We start from the raw sequence: 20,184 nt of genomic DNA on the forward strand, positions 1-20,184 counted from the left end.
CACGCCCGCGCCCCGAGCGCCTAGGCTCGCAGAGTGAGCCCCACCCCTCCCGCGCGTCCGCTCTGGCGCGGCAGGGCCCTCGCCCTCATCGGCATCGTCCTCTTCGCGTTCTCGCTGCGCTCGGCCGTCGCCTCGCTCTCGCCGCTCCTCGACCACGTCGCGCGCGACTTCGCCGTCTCCGCGCTCGTCGTCGGGCTCATCGGCACCGCGCCGCCGGTCTGCTATGCGATCTCCGGTCTGCTGACGCCCGTCCTCGAGCGCCGGTTCGGGCTCGAGCGGCTCGTGGTGACGGCGATGGCCGTCGCCGTCGTCGGACTCGTGGCGCGGAGCCTGTCGGTCGACTCCCTGACGCTCCTCGCGTCGACGGCCATCATCTTCGCCGCCGTCGGCGCGGGCAACGTGCTGCTGCCGCCGCTCGTGAAGAAGCACTTCCCCGATCGCATCGGCGTCATGACGACGATCTACTCGACGACGATGGCCGCGTCGACCTTCCTGCCGCCGCTCCTGGCCGTGCCGGTGGCCGATGCCGCGGGGTGGCGTGTGTCGCTCGGCCTGTGGGCGCTGTTCGCCGGCCTTGCGACGATCCCGTGGGTCGCGCTCCTCGTGCGCGAGCACGGCCGCAGCGGAGACGTCGACATCGAGACGGCGAACCCGCGCGTCTTCGGGCGCATGTGGCGGCTCCCCCTCGTCTGGGCGCTCACCGTGATCTTCGTCGTGTCGGGCACGCTCGCCTACACATCCTTCGCGTGGCTCCCGACGCTCCTCGTGCAGACGGCGGGGGTGTCCAATGCCGAGGCCGGCGCACTGCTGTCGCTCTTCGCGTTCATGGGGCTTCCCGCCTCCCTCGCCGTGCCGGTGCTCGTCTCGCGGTACAACGCGATCGTGCCGCTGTTCACCGTCGCGGTGCTGAGCGGTCTCGCGGGCATCGCGGGCCTGCTCTTCGCGCCGGCGGCCGCGACGTGGCTGTGGGTCGGGCTCCTGGGCACCGCGCCGCTGTTCTTCCCGCTGACCCTCGTGCTCCTGGGCCTGCGGTCACGGACGCACGAGGCATCCGTCGCCCTCAGCGGATTCGTCCAGAGCATCGGCTATGCGATCGTGGCCGTGTTCCCGGTGGGGATCGGGCTGCTGCACGATGCGACCGGCGGATGGACGGCGCCGCTCATCGTGCTCGGGATCGTCGTCGCCGCGGCGGTGCCCGCCGGCTTCGTCATCGTTCGCCCGCACTCGGTCGAAGACGAGTGGGAGCGGCGGCACGGGGCCTGGTCGTGACGGGCCTGGTCGTGACGGGCCCGGTCGTGATGGCGCCGCGCGAAGCGGTCAGGCCTTCTCGTCCTCGTACTCGTCGGCGTACTGGTCGGCCCACTTGTCGACGTACTGCTCGTCGTCGGGGTGTCCCAGCTCACGCTCGAGCGCAGCATAGTTGACGCTCGGGCTGTACGACTTCAGCTCACGAGCGATCTTGGTGTGCTTCGCCTTCTGACGGCCACGCCCCATGCGAGACCCCCTCATTTCTGAGCTGCGGGCGGGGCGCGGCGTACCGGCGGCTCGCGCCCGCTCAATCACGATCCGGCTGCGGAGCCGGTAAGAGTAGCATTCAGAATAACACGGAGCGTCGGGTCACCGGCTGCTCCCACACCCGCGCGGAAAGGGCGATGCACCGATGACCGACGAGGCACCCGAGGTCGCAGGAGATGCGGGAGTGACGGATGCCGTGCGAGGCGCGGTCATCGTCGGCGTCACGCCGGGCGAACCGCCCCGGGTGCTGCGCGAAGCCGCGCGCTACTCGAATGTGCTGGGTGCGCCGCTTCTGGTCGTCCACGTCGACGTGACGCGGTTCGTCACCTACGAGGACCCGGACGGCTACGTGCACTCGGCGCCCATCGACATGAACATCGGGGGTGGCGAAGCCGACCTCGAGCGCGTCAGGGCCGAAGCAGGCGCCGTGCTGGATTCCCACGGCATCGACTGGAGCGTGCGGCAGCTCGTCGGCGATCCGGCCCTCGCGATCAAGCACCTCGCCGAAGAGGTCGACGCGCGGCTCCTCGTCGTGGGCACGCGCAAGCGGGGCTTCGGCGAGTCGATCCGCGAGTTCTTCACCGGCTCGGTGGCCGCGCGGCTCGCGCATCGGCAGCACCGGCCGATCCTCGTCGTGCCGCTCGGCGAGCCCGTGCCCGACGACGAGGAGATCTGGCCCGCCTGATCCGCGCCGCCGCGCCGCGCACGGTACCGGCCCCCGAGTCGTCGGGAGGCCGGATGCCGGGCGCCGGTCGGGATGCCTGGCACTCGGTCCTCCTTCGCGACTCGGGGGCCGGAGGGGGTGAAGGCTGTGTGGCCTTTCGGATCAGCCGCGCAGAGCGCGGGTGACGGCGCGGGCGGCGCCGTCCAGTGCCGCCTCGAGGTCGTCGACGATGGATGAGGCGAGCGTCCCGCCGCGGGCGACGTGAGTGCGCAGGTCGCTGCGGACCCGGGCTCGGAACTCCGCGACCGCCGCGTCGGCGCGATGCAGCTGCTCGCGGCTCTCCACGCGCGGATCGTCGGCGGGGGACGAGGCATCCGTCGCCGTCCGCGTGCCGGCGCGCTCTTCCTGCGCCGCCGCCGCGAGGTCGGCCCGAAGACTCTTCATGGCCTCCTGGACGCTGCCGCGCACCTCGTCCGCGATGAGACGGACGGAGTCGGCGAGGCCCGCCTCGATGCCCTCGAGTTCTCCGGCTCGCGCCTCGACCTCGGCGTGGCCGGCAGGGGTGATCTGGTAGATCGTCTTGCGGCCGTCGACGGTCTTGGTGACCAGACCCTCTTCTTCGAGCTTCGCCAGGCGGGGGTAGATCGTGCCGGCGCTCGGCGTGTAGGTGCCGCCGGTGCGGTCGGACAGGGCCTGCATGATGTCGTAGCCATGGCGGGGGCCCTCGTCGAGGAGGTTCAGCAGGTAGAGGCGCAGGTCGCCGTGAGAGAAGACGGGGGGCATCACCAGGCCCCCTCGCTCTGTCCGTCGAAGCCGCTGCCGCCGAAGCCGCTGCCGTCGTCGGTGCGACCCGCGTCCTGAGTGCCCTGCGCGCCGCCGTCGGGCGTCGGCACCGCCGTGCGACGGAGCACCGTGACGTCGCCCGAGACCGAGTTCGCGCGGACGTCGGCGAAGCTGCCGCTCAGCTCGCCGACCGAGCCGGTGTAGTTGGTCGTGAACGAGCCCTGACGGGAGCGCACGACGCCGTCGATCTGCACGCGACCGCTCACGCTGCGGATGGCGTAGTTGGCGGGCAGGCCCTCGTCGAGACGGACCGTCGTGTTGCCGGCCACCGTGTTGAGGCTGATGGAGTGCACCTCGCCGGTGGAGTCGACCATGATGGCGCCCGACACCGTGTCGATCGTCGCCTTGCGCAGCGATCCGGTCGCCGCGACGGCGCCCGAGACGCTGTTGGCGCTCAGGGTTCCGGCGAGCTCGCGGATCTGCACGTCGCCCGAGACGGCGTTGACCGACGCGTCGCCGGTGATGCCGTCGGCGATGATGTCGCCCGAGACGGTGTTGAGCCGGACGTCGCTGCGGATGCCCGAGACGAGTGCGCTCGCCGTGACGACCCCGAGGTTCAGAGCGATCTCGCGCGGCACGGCGACGCTGATCTCGGCCTTGGGCCCACCCGCGCCGAAGTTGCGGAACACCTCGAGGAAGTTGTCCCAGCGCAGCTGCGGGTGATCGATCTCGAGCACGTCGCCGGTCGCCTCGATGCGGAGATCTTTGATCGTGACGGCGTGCACCTCGATGCGCACGCCCGGCTCGTCATGGGCGACGACGTCGATCTGACCGCCGACGAGTCCGATCTTGAGCTTGCGCACGTCTTCGATGTCGATGACGCGCGTCTCGCCCGGGTGGATGATCCACTTCTCGAGGGTCATGGGGGTTCTCCTTCTCAGAACTGATCGCGATATATCGCGAGTGAGAGAGTAACACGATATATCGCGATCGTGTCAAGCGTGCCGGCGAAGATCGGGGTTGACCTTGACGTGGCGTCAACCTTTACCGTCGAGAAGAAGAGAGGAGGGGTCGCGATGGAATGGTCGATCCAGCAGATCGCAAAGCTCGCCGGAACGACGAGCCGCACGCTGCGCCACTACGACGACATCGGCCTGCTGAGGCCGTCGAGCGTCGGCCGCAACGGCTATCGGCACTACGACGAGGCGGCGCTCGTGCGCCTCCAGCGCATCCTGCTGCTGCGCGAGCTCGGGCTCGCCCTGCCGCAGATCGCGGAGGTGCTCGCGCGGCCCACCTCGGCGCAGACCGCTCTGGCGGGTCACCTCGCGTGGCTGCGCGAGGAGCAGAAGCGGCTCGACCGGCAGATCGCGTCGGTCGAGTCGACCATCGAGGCGATGAAGGGAGGTGAACGACTGATGGCAGAGAACATGTTCGACGGCTTCGACCACACGCAGTACCGCGACGAGGTGGAACAGCGCTGGGGAAAGGACGCGTACGCGCGCTCCGACTCGTGGTGGCGCGGCCTGAGCGACGAGGAGAAGTCCGCGTGGAAGGAGCGTGCCGCGTCCCTCGGGCGCGACTGGATCGCCGCCTCCGAGGCGGGCCTGGCTCCCGACAGCGACGAGGCGCAGAGCCTCGCGCGTCGCCACGTGGAGTGGCTGACAGGCATCCCGGGCACGCCGGCGGCGGCCGCCGGCGGCGACGTCAAGGCGTACGTCATCGGCCTCGGCGAGATGTACGTGGCCGATCCGCGGTTCGGCGCGAACTACGGCAGCCCGCAGGGCGCCGAGTTCGTCCGCGATGCACTGCGCACCTACGCCGAGGCGAACCTGTGATCAGGGTGCGACAGCCGTGATCACGGTGCACGAAGGAAGAGCGGATGCCTCGAGCCGAGGCATCCGCTCTTCCTGCGTGCGCCCTGCCGGAGCCGACGCTGTCGCGTGCGACGCCGGCCGGCTGGCGCCCCCCTGGGCCGCCGGCCGGCGTCAGCATGACAGTGGGCCCCGCGCGCCCGAAGCGCGGGGCCCACCAGGGGGATGTCTTTACACCCGGTTCCGGCCACCGCTGATGAGTCGGAACAGGAAGACGATCAGGGCGATGATGCCGACGATGATCGCGACCCACAGCAGCCAGCTGAGGGCGGAGTTCAGTCCGCCGACGATCGCCAGGATGATCGCAATGACAATGATGATGATCAGGGCCAGGTTCATGCGGGGGGCTCCTTCTCCTGTGTATGCCGCCCCGGAGGGAGCGGATGCCTGGTCGGGCATGTGAACACGATGGCATGTCTGTGCGTTCGCAGGGAGCCCCTTGACGAGACCGGATTCACGGTGCTAGCCGCGGGGCGCGCCCGTGGAGACGCGCCCTGCGGGCCGGAATCCGCGCTCCGCACCCGTGAACGCGCGCCCGGAGAGAGCGGACCGGCGGCTAATCGGCCACACCGTCGGTGTCAATCCCCCCGCGACGGGACCCACGAGTGCATAGCGTTCCCTCAACGGACTCGGGAAGGAGATCGCCATGCCTCAGGGACGCGGCTCGAACAGTCTGAAAGACCCGGAGCTGTACGAAGAGCTCCGCAAGGACGGAGCCTCGAAGGAGAAGGCCGCCCGCATCTCCAACGCTGCGGCGCGCGACGGTCGCGACGAGGTCGGCCATCGCGGCGGCTCGGCCGGAGACTACGACGACTGGACCGTCGAGCGCCTCCGCAAGCGCGCCAGGGAGCTCGGCATCACGGGCTACTCCGGCAAGCGGAAAGCGGAGCTCATCGACATGCTCCGCAACCACTGAGCCCGCCATGGCACGCCTGATCCGTGTGCGGCCGGGTCAGGACCCCGGCATCCGGCGCGTGCGCGCGGGATCAGGCTTCCGCTACCTCGCCGCCGACGGCTCCGCCGTCGACGACGACGACCGCGAGCGCATCCACGACCTCGTCATCCCGCCGGCGTGGGACGACGTCTGGATCTCGGCAGATCCGTTCGGTCACATCCAAGCGGTGGGTACGGATGACGCGGGCCGGCGCCAGTACCTCTATCACCCGCGCTGGCGCGAGCGCCGCGACAGGGGCAAGTTCGCCCGGGCGCTCGAACTCGCGCAGGCGCTGCCTTCGGCCAGGCGCCGGGTCACCACCGCGCTGCGCAGCGAGGGCATGGACCGCCAGAAGGTGCTGGCGGTGTCGTTCCGCCTCCTCGACGAGGGTGCGCCCCGCATCGGGTCGGCGCGCTACCTGGAGCGTCACGGCAGCCGGGGGCTCACGACGCTCATGAGACGGGATGCCTCGGTCGAGGCATCCGTCGTCACCCTCTCCTTCCCCGCCAAGAGCGGGCAGCGGGCGTACATCGAGATCGAGGACGGCGAGCTCGCCCCCGTCATCGACGAGCTGCGGGTGGGGCGGCCCGCCGCGCACCTGCTCTGGTACCGCCGCGGACGCCGGCAGGCGACGCTCTCGCCCAGCGAGGTCAACGACCACATCCGCACCCTCACGGGGGAGCGGTTCACGGCCAAGGACTTCCGGACGCTCCGCGGCACGATCCTCGCGGCGGACGCTCTCGCCCGGATCGGCACCGTCGACACCGAGCGCGACCGCAAGCGGGCGGAGCTGCTGGCCGTGCGCGCGACGGCCGAAGCGCTCGGCAACACGCCGTCGGTCGCCCGCTCGAGTTACATCGACCCTCGCGTCTTCACGGCGTACGGCCGGGGCCGACTGCTCGACCTCGACGTCTCGCCCGAGTCGGCCATCCGCAAGCTCCTCGGCTCCTGACCGGCGAGGATCCCGGCGGCCCGTCGCGCCGTTCGTAGAGTGGGCGCATGGCGAGGCGCGCGGCACTGTCCCCTCTCGTCCTCCTCGTCGTCGTGGCAGGCGGCGCCATTGGAGTGGCCCTCCGCGCACTGCTCGTCGTCCCGTTGGCGGACGTCCCCGACAAGATGCTGGTGCCGGCCGTCACGCTGGCGGTCAACGTCGTCGGCTCTCTCGCGCTCGGGATCGTCGTCGGCTGGCTCGACGACCGCCGTCCGCGGCTGCGGGCCTTCCTCGGCACGGGGGTGCTCGGCGGGTTCACGACCTACAGCGCCTTCGCCGTGCAGGTCGCGCAGCTGACCGGCGACGCGCCGGTCGTGGGTCTGCTGCTGGCCGTCGTCTCGATCTTCGCCGGCGCGCTCGCGGCCGCGGTGGGCCTGCGGATCGGCCGCACGATCATGGACGTCCCGGGTGAGATCGAGCCTCCGGAGGCGGCGGAATGAGCACGTGGATGCTGTTTCTGGCCACCGCCGGGATGGGCGGCCTCGGGGCGGGGCTGCGGTACGCCGTCGACGTGCTCGTCATGCACGGGCGGAGGGGCGCGTTCCCCCTCGGCATCCTCGTCGTCAACGTCACCGGCTCGCTCGCCCTGGGACTCGTGACGGGACTCGCGCCCGTGCTCGGCGGCGAGTGGGTGACGATCCTCGGTGTCGGGATGCTCGGGGGCTACACGACCTTCAGCACGGTCTCCACCGAGACGGTGCTGCTCGGCCAGCGCCGGCGGCGCGACTGGGCGTGGATGAACCTCCTCGGAACCCTCGGCCTGTGCGTCGCGGGGGCCGCCGTCGGCATCGGGATCGGCCGTGTCGTCGCGGGATGGATCCCTGCCTGAGCGCTCCCTCAGAGGACGCGTCCCGAGGCCGGACCGCGCAATCCGCCATGCGATACTGAGGCTCGATACATCAGCGTATCGGCCGCGTCGCTCGGCCCTCGGGTGGTGCGGAGCCGCTTCCGGCAGCCACCACAGCACCAGCGAAGGCCCCCGTGTCGAACCTCGCCGTCCTGAGCCTCAAGAACCGCGCACTCATCGCGCTCATCACGATCGTCGTCGCGATCTTCGGCGGGCTCGCCCTCGTGAACCTCAAGCAGGAACTCATCCCGTCGATCGAGTTCCCGCAGCTGTCGATCGTGACGACCTACCCCGGCGCGTCGCCCGAGGTCGTCAACAACGACGTCTCGACCCCCATCGAGACCGCGATCCAGGGCATCCCCGGGCTCGAGTCGACGACGGCGACGAGCTCGACGAACGCCTCGATCGTGCAGGCGTCGTTCACCTACGGCACCGACCTCGCGACTGCCGAGCAGAAGATCACGCAGGCGATCAACCGCATCAAGAGCGATCTGCCCGCCGATGTCGAGCCGAACGTCGTGTCGTTCTCGTTCGACGACCTGCCGGTCATCCAGCTGGCCGTCACCGGCTACGCCGACGAAGCGACGATCCAGTCGCAGCTCGAGGCATCCGTCATCCCGGATCTCGAAGACATCGACGGCGTGAGCTCCGCGCAGATCGTGGGTGGGCGCGGCCAGCGGGTCACGATCACGCCGGATGCCGCGAAGCTCGCCGAAGCCGGGTACACGCAGCAGGCGATCTCGGACGCGCTCTCGCAGAACGGCGTGCTCTTCCCCGGTGGCACGGTGACCGAGGGCGACCAGACCCTCACGGTGCAGACCGGCGCGAAGCTGTCGTCGGCGGATGACATCGCGGCGCTGCCGCTCGTGCCCTCGACGCCGCAGCAGGCGCAGGCCGGCGACGTCACGATCGCCGACGTCGCGACGGTCGCGCAGGAGCAGGACCCGGTCACCTCGATCTCGCGCGTCAACGGCGAGCCCGCCGTCACGATCGCGGTCACGAAGCTTCCTTCCGCAAACACGGTCGAGGTCTCCAAGGCCGTCACGGCGGCGATCCCCGATCTTCAGGACGCGATCGGCGCCGACGCGAAGTTCACTGTCGTCTTCGATCAGGCGCCCTACATCCAGCAGTCGATCGACTCCCTCGCGCAGGAGGGGCTGCTCGGTCTCTTCTTCGCCGTGATCGTCATCCTGATCTTCCTCCTCTCGGTGCGCGCGACGCTCGTGACGGCGATCTCGATCCCGACCAGCGTGCTCATCACCTTCATCGGGATCCAGGCGTTCGGGTACTCGCTCAACATCCTGACCCTCGGCGCCCTCACGATCGCGATCGGACGCGTCGTGGACGACGCGATCGTCGTCATCGAGAACATCAAGCGCCACTACGTCGGCGACGCCGAGAAGCTGCCCTCGATCATCCGCGCCGTCCGCGAGGTCGCGGCGGCGATCACGGCCTCGACGATCACGACCGTCGCGGTCTTCCTGCCGATCGCGTTCGTGGGCGACGTCACGGGCGAGCTGTTCCGGCCCTTCGCGCTGACCGTCACGATCGCGATGGGCGCCTCGCTCCTCGTCGCCCTCACGATCGTGCCGGTGCTCGCCTACTGGTTCCTCAGGCCCGGCAAGCCGATCCTCGACCCCTCCGGCCGCGAGGTCGACCCCGAGGCCCCCGACGCGCCGCCGACGCGCCTGCAGGAGGCCTACCTCCCCGTGCTCCGGTGGACGCTGCGCCACTCGTGGATCACGCTCGGCCTCGCCGTCGTCGTGCTCATCGCCACGATCGCCCTCGCGCCGTTCATGAAGACGAACTTCCTCGGCGACTCGGGGCAGAACACCTTCACCGTGACGCAGCAGGTCGGGCCCGCCGCGAGCCTCGACGCGCAGGACGCCGCGGCCAAGAAGGTCGAGGACGCGATCCTCGGCGTCGACGGCATCGACACCGTGCAGACCTCGATCGGCTCGAGCGGCTCCGCCCTGCGCGACGCCTTCACCGGCGGCGGCGCGGGCATCACCTACTCCATCACGACCGACCCCGCCGCCGATCAGACGCAGGTGCGCGAAGACGTGCAGTCCGCCGTCGCCGATCTCGAAGACGTCGGCACCGTCACGGTCTCGTCGGGCGGAGGGGGCGGCTTCGGTTCGAGCGACATCGAGATCGACGTGACGGCCCCCGATCAGACCACCCTGCAGGAGGCGACGGATGCCGTGACCGCCGGCGTGAACGGCGCCGACGGCGTCGGCCAGGTCACGAGCAACCTCTCGGCCTCCCTCCCCTACGTCGCCGTCACGGTCGACCGCGACGCCGCCGCGAAGCTCGGCCTCTCGGAGGTCGCGGTCGGCGCCCTCGTGTCGAACACGATGCAACCGCGCTCGATCGGCACCGTCGAGATCGACTCGTCGGCGCTCACGGTGTACCTGGCGGTGCCCGAGCCCCCGACGACGATCGCGCAGCTGCAACAGCTCCAGATCCCGAGCGCGGCCGGCCCCATCCCGCTCGAGCAGATCGCGACGGTCGAGCAGTCCCAGGGCCCCACGTCGATCACGACGCAGCGCGCCCAGCGCACCTCGACCGTGACGGTCACCCCGTCGACCGACGACCTGAACGCGGCATCCGCCTCCGTGCGCACGGCGCTCGCCGACGTCGAGCTGCCGACCGGTGCCAAGGCCGAGATCGGCGGCGTGGTGACGCAGCAGCAGGACGCCTTCTCGCAGCTCGGGCTCGCGCTCCTGGCCGCGATCCTCATCGTCTACATCGTGATGGTTGCGACCTTCAAGTCGCTGCGTCAGCCGCTGCTGCTGCTGGTCTCGGTGCCGTTCGCGGCGACGGGCGCGATCCTCCTGCAGATCATCACGGGCGTGCCGCTCGGGGTCGCCTCGCTCATCGGCGTGCTGATGCTGATCGGCATCGTCGTGACGAACGCGATCGTCCTCGTGGACCTCGTGAATCAGTACCGCGAGAAGGGGCTGTCGTCGCACGACGCGACGGTCGCCGGCGGTTCACGGCGTCTGCGCCCGATCCTCATGACGGCGCTGGCCACGATCTTCGCCTTGACCCCCATGGCGCTCGGCATCACGGGCCACGGCGGGTTCATCTCTCAGCCGCTCGCGATCGTCGTGATCGGAGGGCTCATCTCCTCGACGGTGCTGACACTGCTCGTGCTGCCGACGCTCTACAACCTCGTGGAAGGGGCCCGCGAGCGCCGAGAGGAACGGCGGTCGGGCGGGACGGATGCTTCGGCACCGCGTGGCGGACGGAGCGACTCACCGTCGTCGCCGTCAGCCGGCGGGTCGGCCGCACCGGTGACTGCGACGGCACCCGCCGCGCCGGCACCCGTCGGGGCGTCGCCGGGGCTGCGAGCTTCGGGCCTGACGCCGGCCGCACCCGTGCAGCAGACGCGCCGGACCCGGCGCGAGCCCTAGTCCGCCCGAGCGGGCGGGCCCCGCGGCGCACGACGTGCGACCCCGTGGCGTGCGCGCGCGGGCTCGCCGGCTCGACGCGCGGGGCGGCCGGCTTGGCCTGCGACGCGGTGCGCAGCGCGGTGCTGAAGGTCACGAGCCACACGAAGATGAGGCCGAAGCCGATGATCTCGAGCGTTGCGAGGGTGATGAGGCCGAGCACGAAGACGATGACCGCCGGCACGAGCACGACCGCGATGCAGGCGGAGATGAGGCGCAGTCGCCGCGGCGTCCACGGGCTTGCGAGCATGATGACGAGGATGCCGAGGAACGACAGCATCGTGCCCGACGCGCCGCGCTCGTGCAGCGGCGTGTTGACGTTGAGCGGTACGAGCCCGACGAGGGCGAGGTGCGCCCCGAACGAGGCGATGAGCACGACGAGAGCGCGCGCGAGGTGGGTGTGGGCGTGCACGGCGTCTTCGAGACGGTGCAGGATCATCGCGAGCTCCTGGCGCACCCGTGCCGCGAAGACGATGAGCAGGCCGCCGGCCGACATCGAGCCGATGTTGAACGACATGCCCGAGAAGTCTCGGTGAGTCCCCAGCTCGCTGAAGTGCAGAGTCCACCACTGGGAGTCGGTCGTCGTCGCGGCGGCGATCGCCGTGCCGAGTGCGAGCAGCACGACGGACGTGATCGCGAGGTGGCGGGAATCCACGCGCGATCCTCGGAAGAGGTCGACGGAATCGATCACGGCAGGCACCCACGCCAGGGGACGGGACACCGCCTGGAGGGTCGAAGACATCGGCTCACCACTCATAAAAGGTCAGGGCGATCGGTGCGCCCCTAAGATCCCCGGTCGGGCGGTATCACCGAGCGCCACGGGCTAATCACTCTCCCCTGGATGACGGCAGGCCGTCCCGAATACCGTAACGTGCCTATCCCTGTCTAGTGCACCCGGGCATGTCGTGGGAGGTTCGTCTTACGGATCCTGTCGTCGCACAGAGGCCTTCGGGGGCCCCGCTCGGTCACACGGATTCTTGCTGCGCGGTAAGGCCGAGGAAGCGGATGAAGACCGCGATCCAGGCGAAGACGAGCGAGAAGACGATGATCTCGAACGCCGTGAGACCGAAATAGCCTAAGACGAAAAGCACGACCGAGATCACCAGGGCCGCCAGAAAACCCCACGTCGTGATGAAGAACGTCCGCGGCATGCCGCGGAGCACCCGCGGCGCGGCGATGAGGAGCCCGAGGAAGACGACGGCCATCCCGGTGGCCGAGAGGTTGTGCACGACGAGGTTGACGTCGACGGGCACGATGCCGACGAAGGCGAGCATGACGCCCATTACCACGAACACGGTCGAGACGGTGCGCGGTGCGTGGGCGTTGGTCAGGATGCCGCGATCCACGAGCGCGCGAAGGTCGTTGGCCACATAGACGGCGAACGTCGTCACGAGAAGGCCGCCTGCGATGAGCGTCCCGTTGAAGATCCAGCTCGAGAGCGTGTCGAAGGTGCCCAGCTGGCTGAAGTGGTAGGTCCACCAGTCCGCCTCGGGCGCCGTGATGGTCGAGGTGAGCGCGCCGATGCCGATGAAGGAGACCAGGAGGGTCGACATGCGCTGCGTCGTCATGCGCGAGGCCGACATGTAGCTGAGGTGCGCGGCGAGGAAGAGGTTGACGGCCATGAGCAGGGCAGCCCAGAACGGCTCCATCGTGAGCCCGATGAACCCCTGGCTGAGGATGTAGTACAGCGCGATCGTCGCGAGGATCGCGAGGATCGTGTGGACGATCACGACCGAGACCGCGTTGATGGTGAACTTCCACCGGGGAAGCGCGAGTCGCCACTCCTGCCCGGGCGAGTGCCGTGAGCGCCAATAGCCCGTTCCGGTCGACGCCGCCGCGATGACGCCGGCGGCCAGCGCCGAGGCGCTGCCGAACGAGCCGGTCCCCGAGAGCGGCAGGCCGGGCCAGACCGCGCTGATGACGAGCCCGAGCAGCACGCCGACGGCGGCTGCGGCCAGACCCGCCGTGAGCGCCTCGTTGACGACGCGCAGGCTCGGCGCCGGCGCCGGGGTGGGGCTTACAGCGGCTCTGGATGCTGCGGCGGGTGCAAGGGGGTCGGGCATGGCGTCAGTGTAGGACCGCTGTAAAGGCCCGGCCTCATCACTTGCGGGTGGTTCGGCGGGTCTTCCGGCGCAGGATTCTCGCGCGTGCGCGAGCCGCCGGGGCGTCGCCGTGTCAGCTCTCGCGGGTGGTGTCGTAAGCGAGGCCCCAGTGCAGCTCCCACGTCTCGCCGGGCGCGAGCCGGCGCAGGCCCCGGCCGGAGTTCAGAGCGTCCGCGGGCGCGGTCATGGGCTCGACGGCGAGGGCGAGGGGGCGGCCCGGATAGCGGTCGGTCGTGAAGATCTGGACGTAGTCGAACCCCTCGCCCTGCCACAGGGTGAGCGTCCGGCCGTCGGGCGCCGTGAGGGTCGTGCGCACCCGCCCGTCGTCGTCGCGCACGAGGTCGCCGAAGGCGGTGTCGAGGTCGAGCTCGCCGACGCGTCGACCCGAGCGGAGGTCGGTCGCGGCATCCACCGCCACCTGACCGACCGGGATCTTCTGCTCATCCACCACGAAGCGCGTCGACCCCGACGAACGCAGCACGAGGTCGGCGGTGTCGACGTCGTCGATGCACAGGTACGGGTGCGTGCCGAGCGCGACGGGCGCTTCGTCGTCGCCGAGGTTCGTGATCGCGTGGCTCACCGTCAGCGCCGTCTCGTCGAGCGAGTAGGTGACGCTCGTGCCCAGGTGGAACGGGTAGCCCGTCTGCGGGACGACGGGGGCCGAGAGGGTCACGGCCGTCGGGGACTCGGCCGCGAGCGTGTAGGGCATGAACCGCAGCAGGCCGTGCGACGCGTTGCCGGTGGCGGGTTCCGTGATCGCGAGCCGTCGTGTCTGACCCCCTTGCGTCCAGACGCCGCCGCGTACGCGGTTGGGCCACGGCACGAGCACGGTGCCCGACGCGGCAGGCGCCGGCGAATCGAGCGGGTACCGCGCCACGAGGTCGACCCCGTCGACCGTGAAGGCGCGGAGGGCGGCGCCCACCTGGACGATCTCGGCGGTCGCGCGTCCGTCTGCGGAGCGCAGGTGGTACTGGTCGCCGGTGGGGAGGTGCACGGAGGTCATCTCAGCCTTTCTGGAGCCACGGGCGCAGGATGCGCGTGACCCATGGGAGCACGAAGTACGTCATGACGGGAGTGAGCAGCACCGTGGAGAGCAGGACCCGCGCCCAGATCGGCCACTCTGCGAAGCCCGGGACGAACCCGAGGAGGTAGGACGCGAGGAGGTTCGTCGGGAAGAAGCCGAGCCAGATCGTGACGGCCTGCTTCCAGCGCGGCGGTGCCGCGGGGATCGGCTGCTGGATCGGACCGGTGGGGGGCGCGGCATCCTGAACCTCCCCGGCGTGCCGCGTCTCGATGTGCGTCGCGAACGGCGCATCGAACCAGCCCTCGATGCCGGTGCGCCGTTCCACGCGCACCTCGCGCGCGAACGGGCGCCCGGAGTCCAGCCACCAGGACCGCTGCGGAGAGTCCTCCCACGCCTCGAGCGTCGCCATGTCGCGGAACCGGTAGAGCATGTACCAGAGGTCGGAGCCCTCGCCCGCGCGCACCCAACCCGACCCGAGGAAGCCCGGGAAACCCGTCGCGAGATCGGTGCCCGCCTGCATCCAGCTCGTCGCCTCGACGGTGCGGTCGGGGTCGATGCGCCGCTCGATCGCGACGGTGATCGGGTGGGAGTCGGGCTCGGCCATGTGGTCCATTCTCGGCGCGGGGCATCCTCTCAGGCGAGTCCGATAGAGTCGGTCGGTCGGCTCTGGACACTGCGCTGCGCGCGCAGATGGGTTTGTGAGTCCAAGGGGCCGATGGTGGGAGCGCATCCGCTCCGACGACCATCACTGTGAATGGCCCCCGGCCGGCGGTAGTCCGGGTTACTCCATGCCGCTTGTGCGGCCGCGCCCGCGTGCGCACTGAGGAGTGCTGTTCTCGTGCAAGAGAACCCAGAAGGACATACCTGTGCCCAAGAACAAGAAGCCTGCCGGCGGGCGACCCGCCAAGAACTTCGAGCCGCGCTACGGCGCGAAGACGAGCTTCCAGGATCGCAAGCGCCGGACGGATGCCTCGGCCCCCGACCGCGCCGGCGCCTCCAAGCCCGGCAGCAAGAGCCCCAGCCACCGCGGCTACCGCGCCGAGCCGGCGGAGACGCCCGCGAAGCGCCGATGGACCGCGCAGGAGAAGGCCGGTCGTGAGCAGGCGCACGGCATCCGCAACCAGGCGAGCGGTGCCTCGACCCGCGGCCACGGCGATCGCCCCCGCTTCGACCGCGACGACCGTCCGGCCCGTTCGTTCGACGACCGGCCTCGTCGCGACTTCGGCGATCGTCCGGCTCGGTCTTTCGATGACCGTCCCCGTCGGGATGCCGGGGAGCGTCCCGCCCGCTCGTACAGCGACCGGCCGGCTCGTTCTTATGACGACCGCCCGCGTCGTGACGCCGGGGAGCGTCCCGCCCGCTCGTACAGCGATCGGCCCGCCCGTTCGTATGACGACCGTCCCCGTCGCGATGCCGCGGACCGTCCCGCGCGGTCGTACAGCGATCGTCCGGCCCGTTCGTTCGACGACCGCGCCCGTGCCGAGCGCCCGCGTCTGGACCGCGTCGACCGCGACGACCGCCGTTCTTTCGGCGACGCACGCCCCTCGTACCGCACCGACGACCGCCCGGCCCGCTCGTACGGTGACCGTCCGGCTCGTTCGTTCGACGACCGCCCCCGCCGCGATGCGGGTGACCGTCCGGCCCGCTCGTACGGTGACCGTCCGGCTCGTTCGTTCGACGACCGCCCCCGCCGCGATGCGGGTGACCGTCCGGCCCGCTCGTACGGTGACCGTCCGGCTCGTTCGTTCGACGACCGCCCCCGTCGCGATGCGGGTGACCGTCCCCGTCGTGACGGCGTCGCCGGCCGCTCCGACTGGAACGGCGCGCCCGTCCGCGACAAGGCCCACGAAGACCGCGTCGACGTCGTGCACGAGCGCCTGCAGGCCGAGGCCGTCCAGGCCGAGGACGTCGTAGGCACCACGTTCGGCGACCTGGGCCTCGGCGAGAACATCGTCAGCGCCCTCGCCGTCCTCGGTGCCGCGGCCCCGTTCCCGATCCAGGCCTCGACGATCCCCGCGATCCTCGAGGGCAAGGACGTGCTCGCCCGCGGGCGCACCGGCTCGGGCAAGACCATCGCGTTCGGCGCCCCGCTCGTCGAGTCGATCCTGCGTTCGCAGGCGGGCCAGCGCCGCGAGTTCGGCCGCCTGCCGAAGGCGCTCATCCTGGCCCCCACGCGCGAGCTCGCGCTGCAGATCGACCGCACGATCCAGCCGATCGCCCGCTCGGTCGGCCTCTTCACGACGCAGATCTACGGCGGCGTGCCGCAGGCTCGCCAGGTGGGCGCGCTCAAGAAGGGCGTCGACATCATCATCGGCACGCCCGGCCGCATCGAAGACCTCGTGCAGCAGGGCAAGCTCGACCTCTCCGACATCCGCATCGCGGTGCTCGACGAGGCCGACCACATGTGCGAGCTCGGGTTCTTCGAGCCCGTGCAGCGCATCCTGCGCCTGACGGCGGACGGCTCGCAGAAGCTCCTCTTCTCGGCGACGCTCGACCGCGAGGTCGCCGGACTCGTCGAGGAGTTCCTCGTCGAACCGGCCGTCTACGAGGTCGCCGGCGAAGACCAGGACTCGAGCACGATCGACCACCGCGTCCTCGTGATCGATCACCGCGACAAGGCCGAGATCCTCAGCTCGCTCGTCGACCGCGACGGCAAGACGCTCGTCTTCGCCCGCACGCGCGCCTACGCCGAGATGCTCGCCGAGCAGTTCGACGACGCCGGGATCCACGCCGTGGCCCTGCACGGCGATCTCAACCAGGCCAAGCGCACGCGCAACCTCGAGCGCCTGACGTCGGGTCGAGTGAGCGTGCTGGTGGCGACGGATGTCGCGGCACGTGGCATCCATGTCGATGACATCGACCTCGTCATCCAGGCGGACGCCCCCGACGAGTACAAGACGTACCTGCACCGCGCGGGTCGCACCGGCCGCGCCGGCCGCTCGGGGACCGTCGTCACGCTCGTGACGCGCCAGCGCCGTCGTCGCATGACGGAGCTGCTCGACCGCGCCGAGATCGAAGCGCCGTTCGACGAGGTGCGCCTCGGCGACGACCTCATCGAGGAGCTGGCGGGACGTCAGGTCGACCCCGTCGCCTGATCCGCGGCGCCCGCCGTGTCACGACGGTAGGAGTCGGAGCGAGGGTAGGAAGAATCTCCCGGAGATTCTCCTACCCTCGCTCCTTTTCCTACGCCGGTGGGGGCAGGCGGCGGGAGGGCCGTGCAGCAGGCGGCGGGAGGGCCGGGCCGCAGGCGGCGGGAGGGCCGGGCCGTAGGGCGGCGGGAGGGCCGGGCCGCAGGCCCCTCCAACGAGACGGCGGGGCTCAGAAGAGCATGGCGGGGCCGGTCTGCCGAGTCCCCGCCGCCGCGCGGCCGCGCGAAGTCGTGACCACCTGCGTGCGCGCCGCGAGTCCCGGAACCGGGCCGCGGCGCGGCGAGTCGTCTTCGGCCTGGCCGCCGAGCGCGTGCACGCGCAGCAGAGGGTGCACGCGTCGCGCGAGCCACGATCGGTACGGCTTCGGCGCGTACGTCGAGGCTCCGGGATACAGCCCGAGGTACGACGACACGAGCTCGGGATGCTCGCGCTCGAGCCACTGCATGAACCACGGCTTGACGCCGGGACGCAAGTGCAGCGCCCCGTAGACCACCCGTGTCGCACCTGCGTCTTTGATGCGCCGGAGCGCCTCGTCGAGGGCGGCGACCGAATCGGTGAGGTGCGGCATGATCGGCATGAGGAAGACGGTCACCCGGAACCCCGCGTCTGTCGCCGCGCGCACCGTCTCGAGCCGCGCCGCCGTCGTCGGCGTGCCGGGTTCGACGAGCTTCTGAAGCTCGTCGTCGAACACCGCGATCGACATCGCGATGGTGACGGGCACGGATGCCGCGGCCTCCTGCAGCAGCGGAAGATCCCTCCGCAGCAACGACCCCTTCGTGAGGATCGAGAACGGCGTGCCGGAGTCGGCCAGCGCGGAGACGATCCCCGGCATCAGGCGGTAGCGCCCCTCGGCGCGCTGGTAGGGATCGGTGTTCGTGCCGAGCGCGACCGGCTCGCGCGTCCAGGAGCCCCGGGCGAGCTCCCGGCGGAGCACCTCGGCGACGTTGAGCTTGACGACGATCTGCGAGTCGAAATCGCGCCCCGCGTCGAACTCGAGATACTCGTGCGTGCCGCGGGCGAAGCAATAGACGCACGCGTGGGAGCAGCCGCGGTAGGGGTTCACGGTCCAGTCGAAAGGCATCGCGGATGCCCCGGGCACGTGGTTCAGGGCGCTCTTGGCCATGACCTCGTGGAAGGTGACGCCGGAGAACTCGGGAGTTGTCACGGAGCGCACGAGACCGTTCAGGTGCTCGAGGCCCGGGAGGGCCGCGGCATCCGGAACACCCAACTCCTGCCCCTGCCACCGCATGAGAAGATTCGAACAGATTTACGAGACGACGTCAAGGCAGATGCGAATATATGATCGATGTCGATGCTCGCGAGGTGCCGAGACGATGAGATCCGAGCCGAGTCGGGGAGAATGGGGGTGTGGCATCCCGAATGCCCGATCCTCCTCCTTCGCGGCGTGAGCTGCGCCGTCGACGCGACGAACAGGTCGGCCACCGTGACGCGGGCGACGCGAGTGTGCCCCCGCGCGCTGAGGAGCGCCCGCGGATGTGGGACGACCTCGACGGATCGGACTGGGCGGGCGCGGCGTCGCGGCCCGCACGTCACCGCTCGAGCTTCGTCCCCGCCGAGCGGGCGCCGGACGCCGACGGGCCGTCGCCCGAATCGGGCCCCGAGGGCGGGCCCGGACCGCAGCGCGACCCCGCTCCCGACCCGGAGCCAGCCCCCGACCCGGACCCCGCTCCCGACCCGGACCCCACCCCCGACCCCACCCCCGCCCCCGACCCCGCCCCCGACCCGGACCCCACCCCCGACCCCGACCCCACCCCCGACCCGCTCCCTCTGCGCCGCAGCCGTCGTGAGGGCCGCGCCGTGAATCTCGCCGAGACCGGCGAGGTGCCCGTGCAGCACCAGCGGGCGCGGCGCGCCGCCGGCGTGCGGCTCGTCTTCGGGGCGATGGCCGGAGTGGCCCTCGCCGTGGGAGGCGCCGCAGCGATCACGGCGGCCCTCGTCTCGGCTCCCCTCTCGTCCGCGGCGGAGCTCGTGGCCGCCGACGCGCAGCTCGAGCCGCCGCCCCCCACGCCTGTTCCGCTGCCCCAGCCCGTCGAGGCGCTGCCGACTCCGATGATCGCGGCCGCCCCGGCGATCGTCGACATCTGCGCGATCCCCGCGTTCACGGCGGCCCTCGGCGCCGGCGACGACAGCGGGGCGATCGCCGCAGCCGGAGGAGCCGACGTCTTCCGCACGGCCGTCGCCTCGGGGACGGCCGGCTGCGTCGGCCTCGGCGACCCGGCGCGCGTGTGGTCGGTCGTCAACAAGACCCGGCCCTTCGATCCGGTCGACTACCGTCCCGCATCGCTGACGCGGCCGGATGTGCGCGACATCGCTGCCGGCGACCTGCGGGCGGATGCCGCGGCATCCCTCCGCGAGATGTTCGCCGCCGCCGCGGGAGCCGGCGCCGGAGAGCTCGCCCTCGACAGCGGATTCCGCTCGTACAGCACGCAGCGCACGACCTACCAGCGCCTCGTGTCGGCGAAGGGCGCGGCAGGCGCCGACCTCGTCAGCGCGCGGCCGGGGTTCAGCGAGCACCAGTCAGGGCTCGCCGCCGACGTGACGGCGTGCTCGTCGGGGTGCATCGGACTCGAGTCGTTCGCCGGCACCGCCCAGCAGCAGTGGATCGCGGCGCACTCGTGGGAGTTCGGGTGGATCGTCCGGTACGAAGACGAATGCACGTCGATCACCGGCTATTCGCCCGAACCCTGGCATCTGCGCTACATCGGTCCCGAGCTCGCGGGCGCCTACCACGCGGGCGGCTGGCGCACTCTCGAGGAATTCCTCGGACTGCCCGCGGCGCCGGACTACGCCGACTGACGGCATCCTTTCCCCTCCCGGTGTCGTGGAAC

Annotated in this window: 18 protein-coding genes and 1 pseudogene; 10 read left to right on the forward strand and 9 right to left on the reverse strand. The window is 70.9% G+C overall.

Annotated features, from left to right (window positions below; all coding sequences use genetic code 11):
* Window positions 1-33 precede the first annotated feature (33 nt).
* On the forward strand, window positions 34-1,269 hold the full coding sequence (locus tag ACSBPH_RS11210; protein WP_442574419.1) for an MFS transporter: 1,236 nt from the start codon (window positions 34-36) through the stop codon (window positions 1,267-1,269).
* Window positions 1,270-1,317: 48 nt separating this feature from the next.
* Here the strand turns inward: ACSBPH_RS11210 and ACSBPH_RS11215 are convergent, their stop codons facing one another.
* Entirely contained in the window at window positions 1,318-1,494 is a 177-nt protein-coding gene (locus ACSBPH_RS11215) for a DUF3073 domain-containing protein (protein WP_133541248.1), read from the reverse strand.
* Between the two features lie 166 nt (window positions 1,495-1,660).
* Between ACSBPH_RS11215 and ACSBPH_RS11220 the strand changes: the two genes are divergently transcribed.
* The gene (locus ACSBPH_RS11220; RefSeq protein ID WP_442574420.1) at window positions 1,661-2,200 is read left to right on the forward strand and encodes a universal stress protein; all 540 of its coding nucleotides are present in this window, start codon (window positions 1,661-1,663) and stop codon (window positions 2,198-2,200) included.
* Between the two features lie 141 nt (window positions 2,201-2,341).
* Here the strand turns inward: ACSBPH_RS11220 and ACSBPH_RS11225 are convergent, their stop codons facing one another.
* Both ACSBPH_RS11225 and ACSBPH_RS11230 read right to left on the reverse strand, forming a co-directional pair.
* Window positions 2,342-2,962 (reverse strand): PadR family transcriptional regulator, encoded by a 621-nt coding sequence (locus ACSBPH_RS11225; protein ID WP_442574421.1) that lies wholly within the window; start codon window positions 2,960-2,962, stop codon window positions 2,342-2,344.
* Complete coding sequence (locus tag ACSBPH_RS11230; RefSeq protein ID WP_442574422.1) at window positions 2,962-3,885, reverse strand: DUF4097 family beta strand repeat-containing protein; 924 nt, start codon at window positions 3,883-3,885, stop codon at window positions 2,962-2,964. Before ACSBPH_RS11230 ends, ACSBPH_RS11225 begins: the two co-directional genes overlap by 1 nt.
* Before the next feature lie 153 nt (window positions 3,886-4,038).
* Here ACSBPH_RS11230 and ACSBPH_RS11235 point away from each other — a divergent pair, with 153 nt between their 5' ends.
* Complete coding sequence (locus ACSBPH_RS11235; RefSeq protein ID WP_442574423.1) at window positions 4,039-4,797, forward strand: MerR family transcriptional regulator; 759 nt, start codon at window positions 4,039-4,041, stop codon at window positions 4,795-4,797.
* A gap of 207 nt (window positions 4,798-5,004) precedes the next feature.
* Here the strand turns inward: ACSBPH_RS11235 and ACSBPH_RS11240 are convergent, their stop codons facing one another.
* Window positions 5,005-5,172: a hypothetical protein gene (locus ACSBPH_RS11240; RefSeq protein WP_200830270.1), complete on the reverse strand. Its 168-nt coding sequence runs from the start codon at window positions 5,170-5,172 to the stop codon at window positions 5,005-5,007.
* A 307-nt stretch (window positions 5,173-5,479) separates the two neighbouring features.
* On the opposite strand from ACSBPH_RS11240, the gene ACSBPH_RS11245 reads away from it, so the two are divergent.
* From ACSBPH_RS11245 to ACSBPH_RS11265, 5 genes are all read left to right on the forward strand, one after another.
* Window positions 5,480-5,749 (forward strand): DUF7218 family protein, encoded by a 270-nt coding sequence (locus ACSBPH_RS11245; RefSeq protein ID WP_442574424.1) that lies wholly within the window; start codon window positions 5,480-5,482, stop codon window positions 5,747-5,749.
* Window positions 5,750-5,756: 7 nt separating this feature from the next.
* A complete protein-coding gene (locus ACSBPH_RS11250; protein ID WP_442574425.1) occupies window positions 5,757-6,719 on the forward strand; it encodes a DNA topoisomerase IB in 963 nt (320 codons plus the stop codon).
* A 47-nt stretch (window positions 6,720-6,766) separates the two neighbouring features.
* Window positions 6,767-7,198, forward strand: coding sequence for a fluoride efflux transporter FluC (locus tag ACSBPH_RS11255; protein ID WP_442574426.1), 432 nt, complete (start codon window positions 6,767-6,769; stop codon window positions 7,196-7,198).
* On the forward strand, window positions 7,195-7,587 hold the full coding sequence (locus ACSBPH_RS11260) for a fluoride efflux transporter FluC (protein WP_442574427.1): 393 nt from the start codon (window positions 7,195-7,197) through the stop codon (window positions 7,585-7,587). Before ACSBPH_RS11255 ends, ACSBPH_RS11260 begins: the two co-directional genes overlap by 4 nt.
* A 152-nt stretch (window positions 7,588-7,739) precedes the next feature.
* On the forward strand, window positions 7,740-11,024 hold the full coding sequence (locus tag ACSBPH_RS11265) for an efflux RND transporter permease subunit (RefSeq protein WP_442574428.1): 3,285 nt from the start codon (window positions 7,740-7,742) through the stop codon (window positions 11,022-11,024).
* A 181-nt stretch (window positions 11,025-11,205) separates the two neighbouring features.
* On the opposite strand, the pseudogene ACSBPH_RS11270 reads toward ACSBPH_RS11265, so the two are convergent.
* The 4 genes and pseudogenes from ACSBPH_RS11270 to ACSBPH_RS11285 all read right to left on the reverse strand — a co-directional run.
* Window positions 11,206-11,817 (reverse strand): annotated as a pseudogene (locus ACSBPH_RS11270) (hypothetical protein); the annotation flags it as partial.
* A gap of 208 nt (window positions 11,818-12,025) precedes the next feature.
* The gene (locus tag ACSBPH_RS11275) at window positions 12,026-13,123 is read right to left on the reverse strand and encodes a DUF998 domain-containing protein (protein ID WP_442574429.1); all 1,098 of its coding nucleotides are present in this window, start codon (window positions 13,121-13,123) and stop codon (window positions 12,026-12,028) included.
* A gap of 112 nt (window positions 13,124-13,235) precedes the next feature.
* Window positions 13,236-14,165, reverse strand: a complete 930-nt coding sequence (locus ACSBPH_RS11280; protein ID WP_442574430.1) for an aldose 1-epimerase family protein — start codon at window positions 14,163-14,165, stop codon at window positions 13,236-13,238.
* Window position 14,166: 1 nt separating this feature from the next.
* Complete coding sequence (locus ACSBPH_RS11285) at window positions 14,167-14,790, reverse strand: antibiotic biosynthesis monooxygenase (RefSeq protein ID WP_442574431.1); 624 nt, start codon at window positions 14,788-14,790, stop codon at window positions 14,167-14,169.
* A gap of 262 nt (window positions 14,791-15,052) precedes the next feature.
* Between ACSBPH_RS11285 and ACSBPH_RS11290 the strand changes: the two genes are divergently transcribed.
* Window positions 15,053-17,281, forward strand: a complete 2,229-nt coding sequence (locus ACSBPH_RS11290) for a DEAD/DEAH box helicase (RefSeq protein ID WP_442574432.1) — start codon at window positions 15,053-15,055, stop codon at window positions 17,279-17,281.
* A gap of 223 nt (window positions 17,282-17,504) precedes the next feature.
* Here ACSBPH_RS11290 and ACSBPH_RS11295 read toward each other — a convergent pair whose 3' ends face one another.
* Window positions 17,505-18,584 carry an Rv2578c family radical SAM protein gene (locus tag ACSBPH_RS11295; protein ID WP_442574433.1) on the reverse strand — a complete coding sequence of 360 codons (1,080 nt, stop codon included), beginning with the start codon at window positions 18,582-18,584 and terminating at the stop codon, window positions 17,505-17,507.
* A 245-nt stretch (window positions 18,585-18,829) separates the two neighbouring features.
* On the opposite strand from ACSBPH_RS11295, the gene ACSBPH_RS11300 reads away from it, so the two are divergent.
* Window positions 18,830-20,152 (forward strand): M15 family metallopeptidase, encoded by a 1,323-nt coding sequence (locus tag ACSBPH_RS11300; protein WP_442574434.1) that lies wholly within the window; start codon window positions 18,830-18,832, stop codon window positions 20,150-20,152.
* Window positions 20,153-20,184: the final 32 nt, after the last annotated feature.

It is taken from the genome of Microbacterium sp. F51-2R, from assembly GCF_052180235.1.
Taxonomy (GTDB): Bacteria; Actinomycetota; Actinomycetes; order Actinomycetales; family Microbacteriaceae; genus Microbacterium.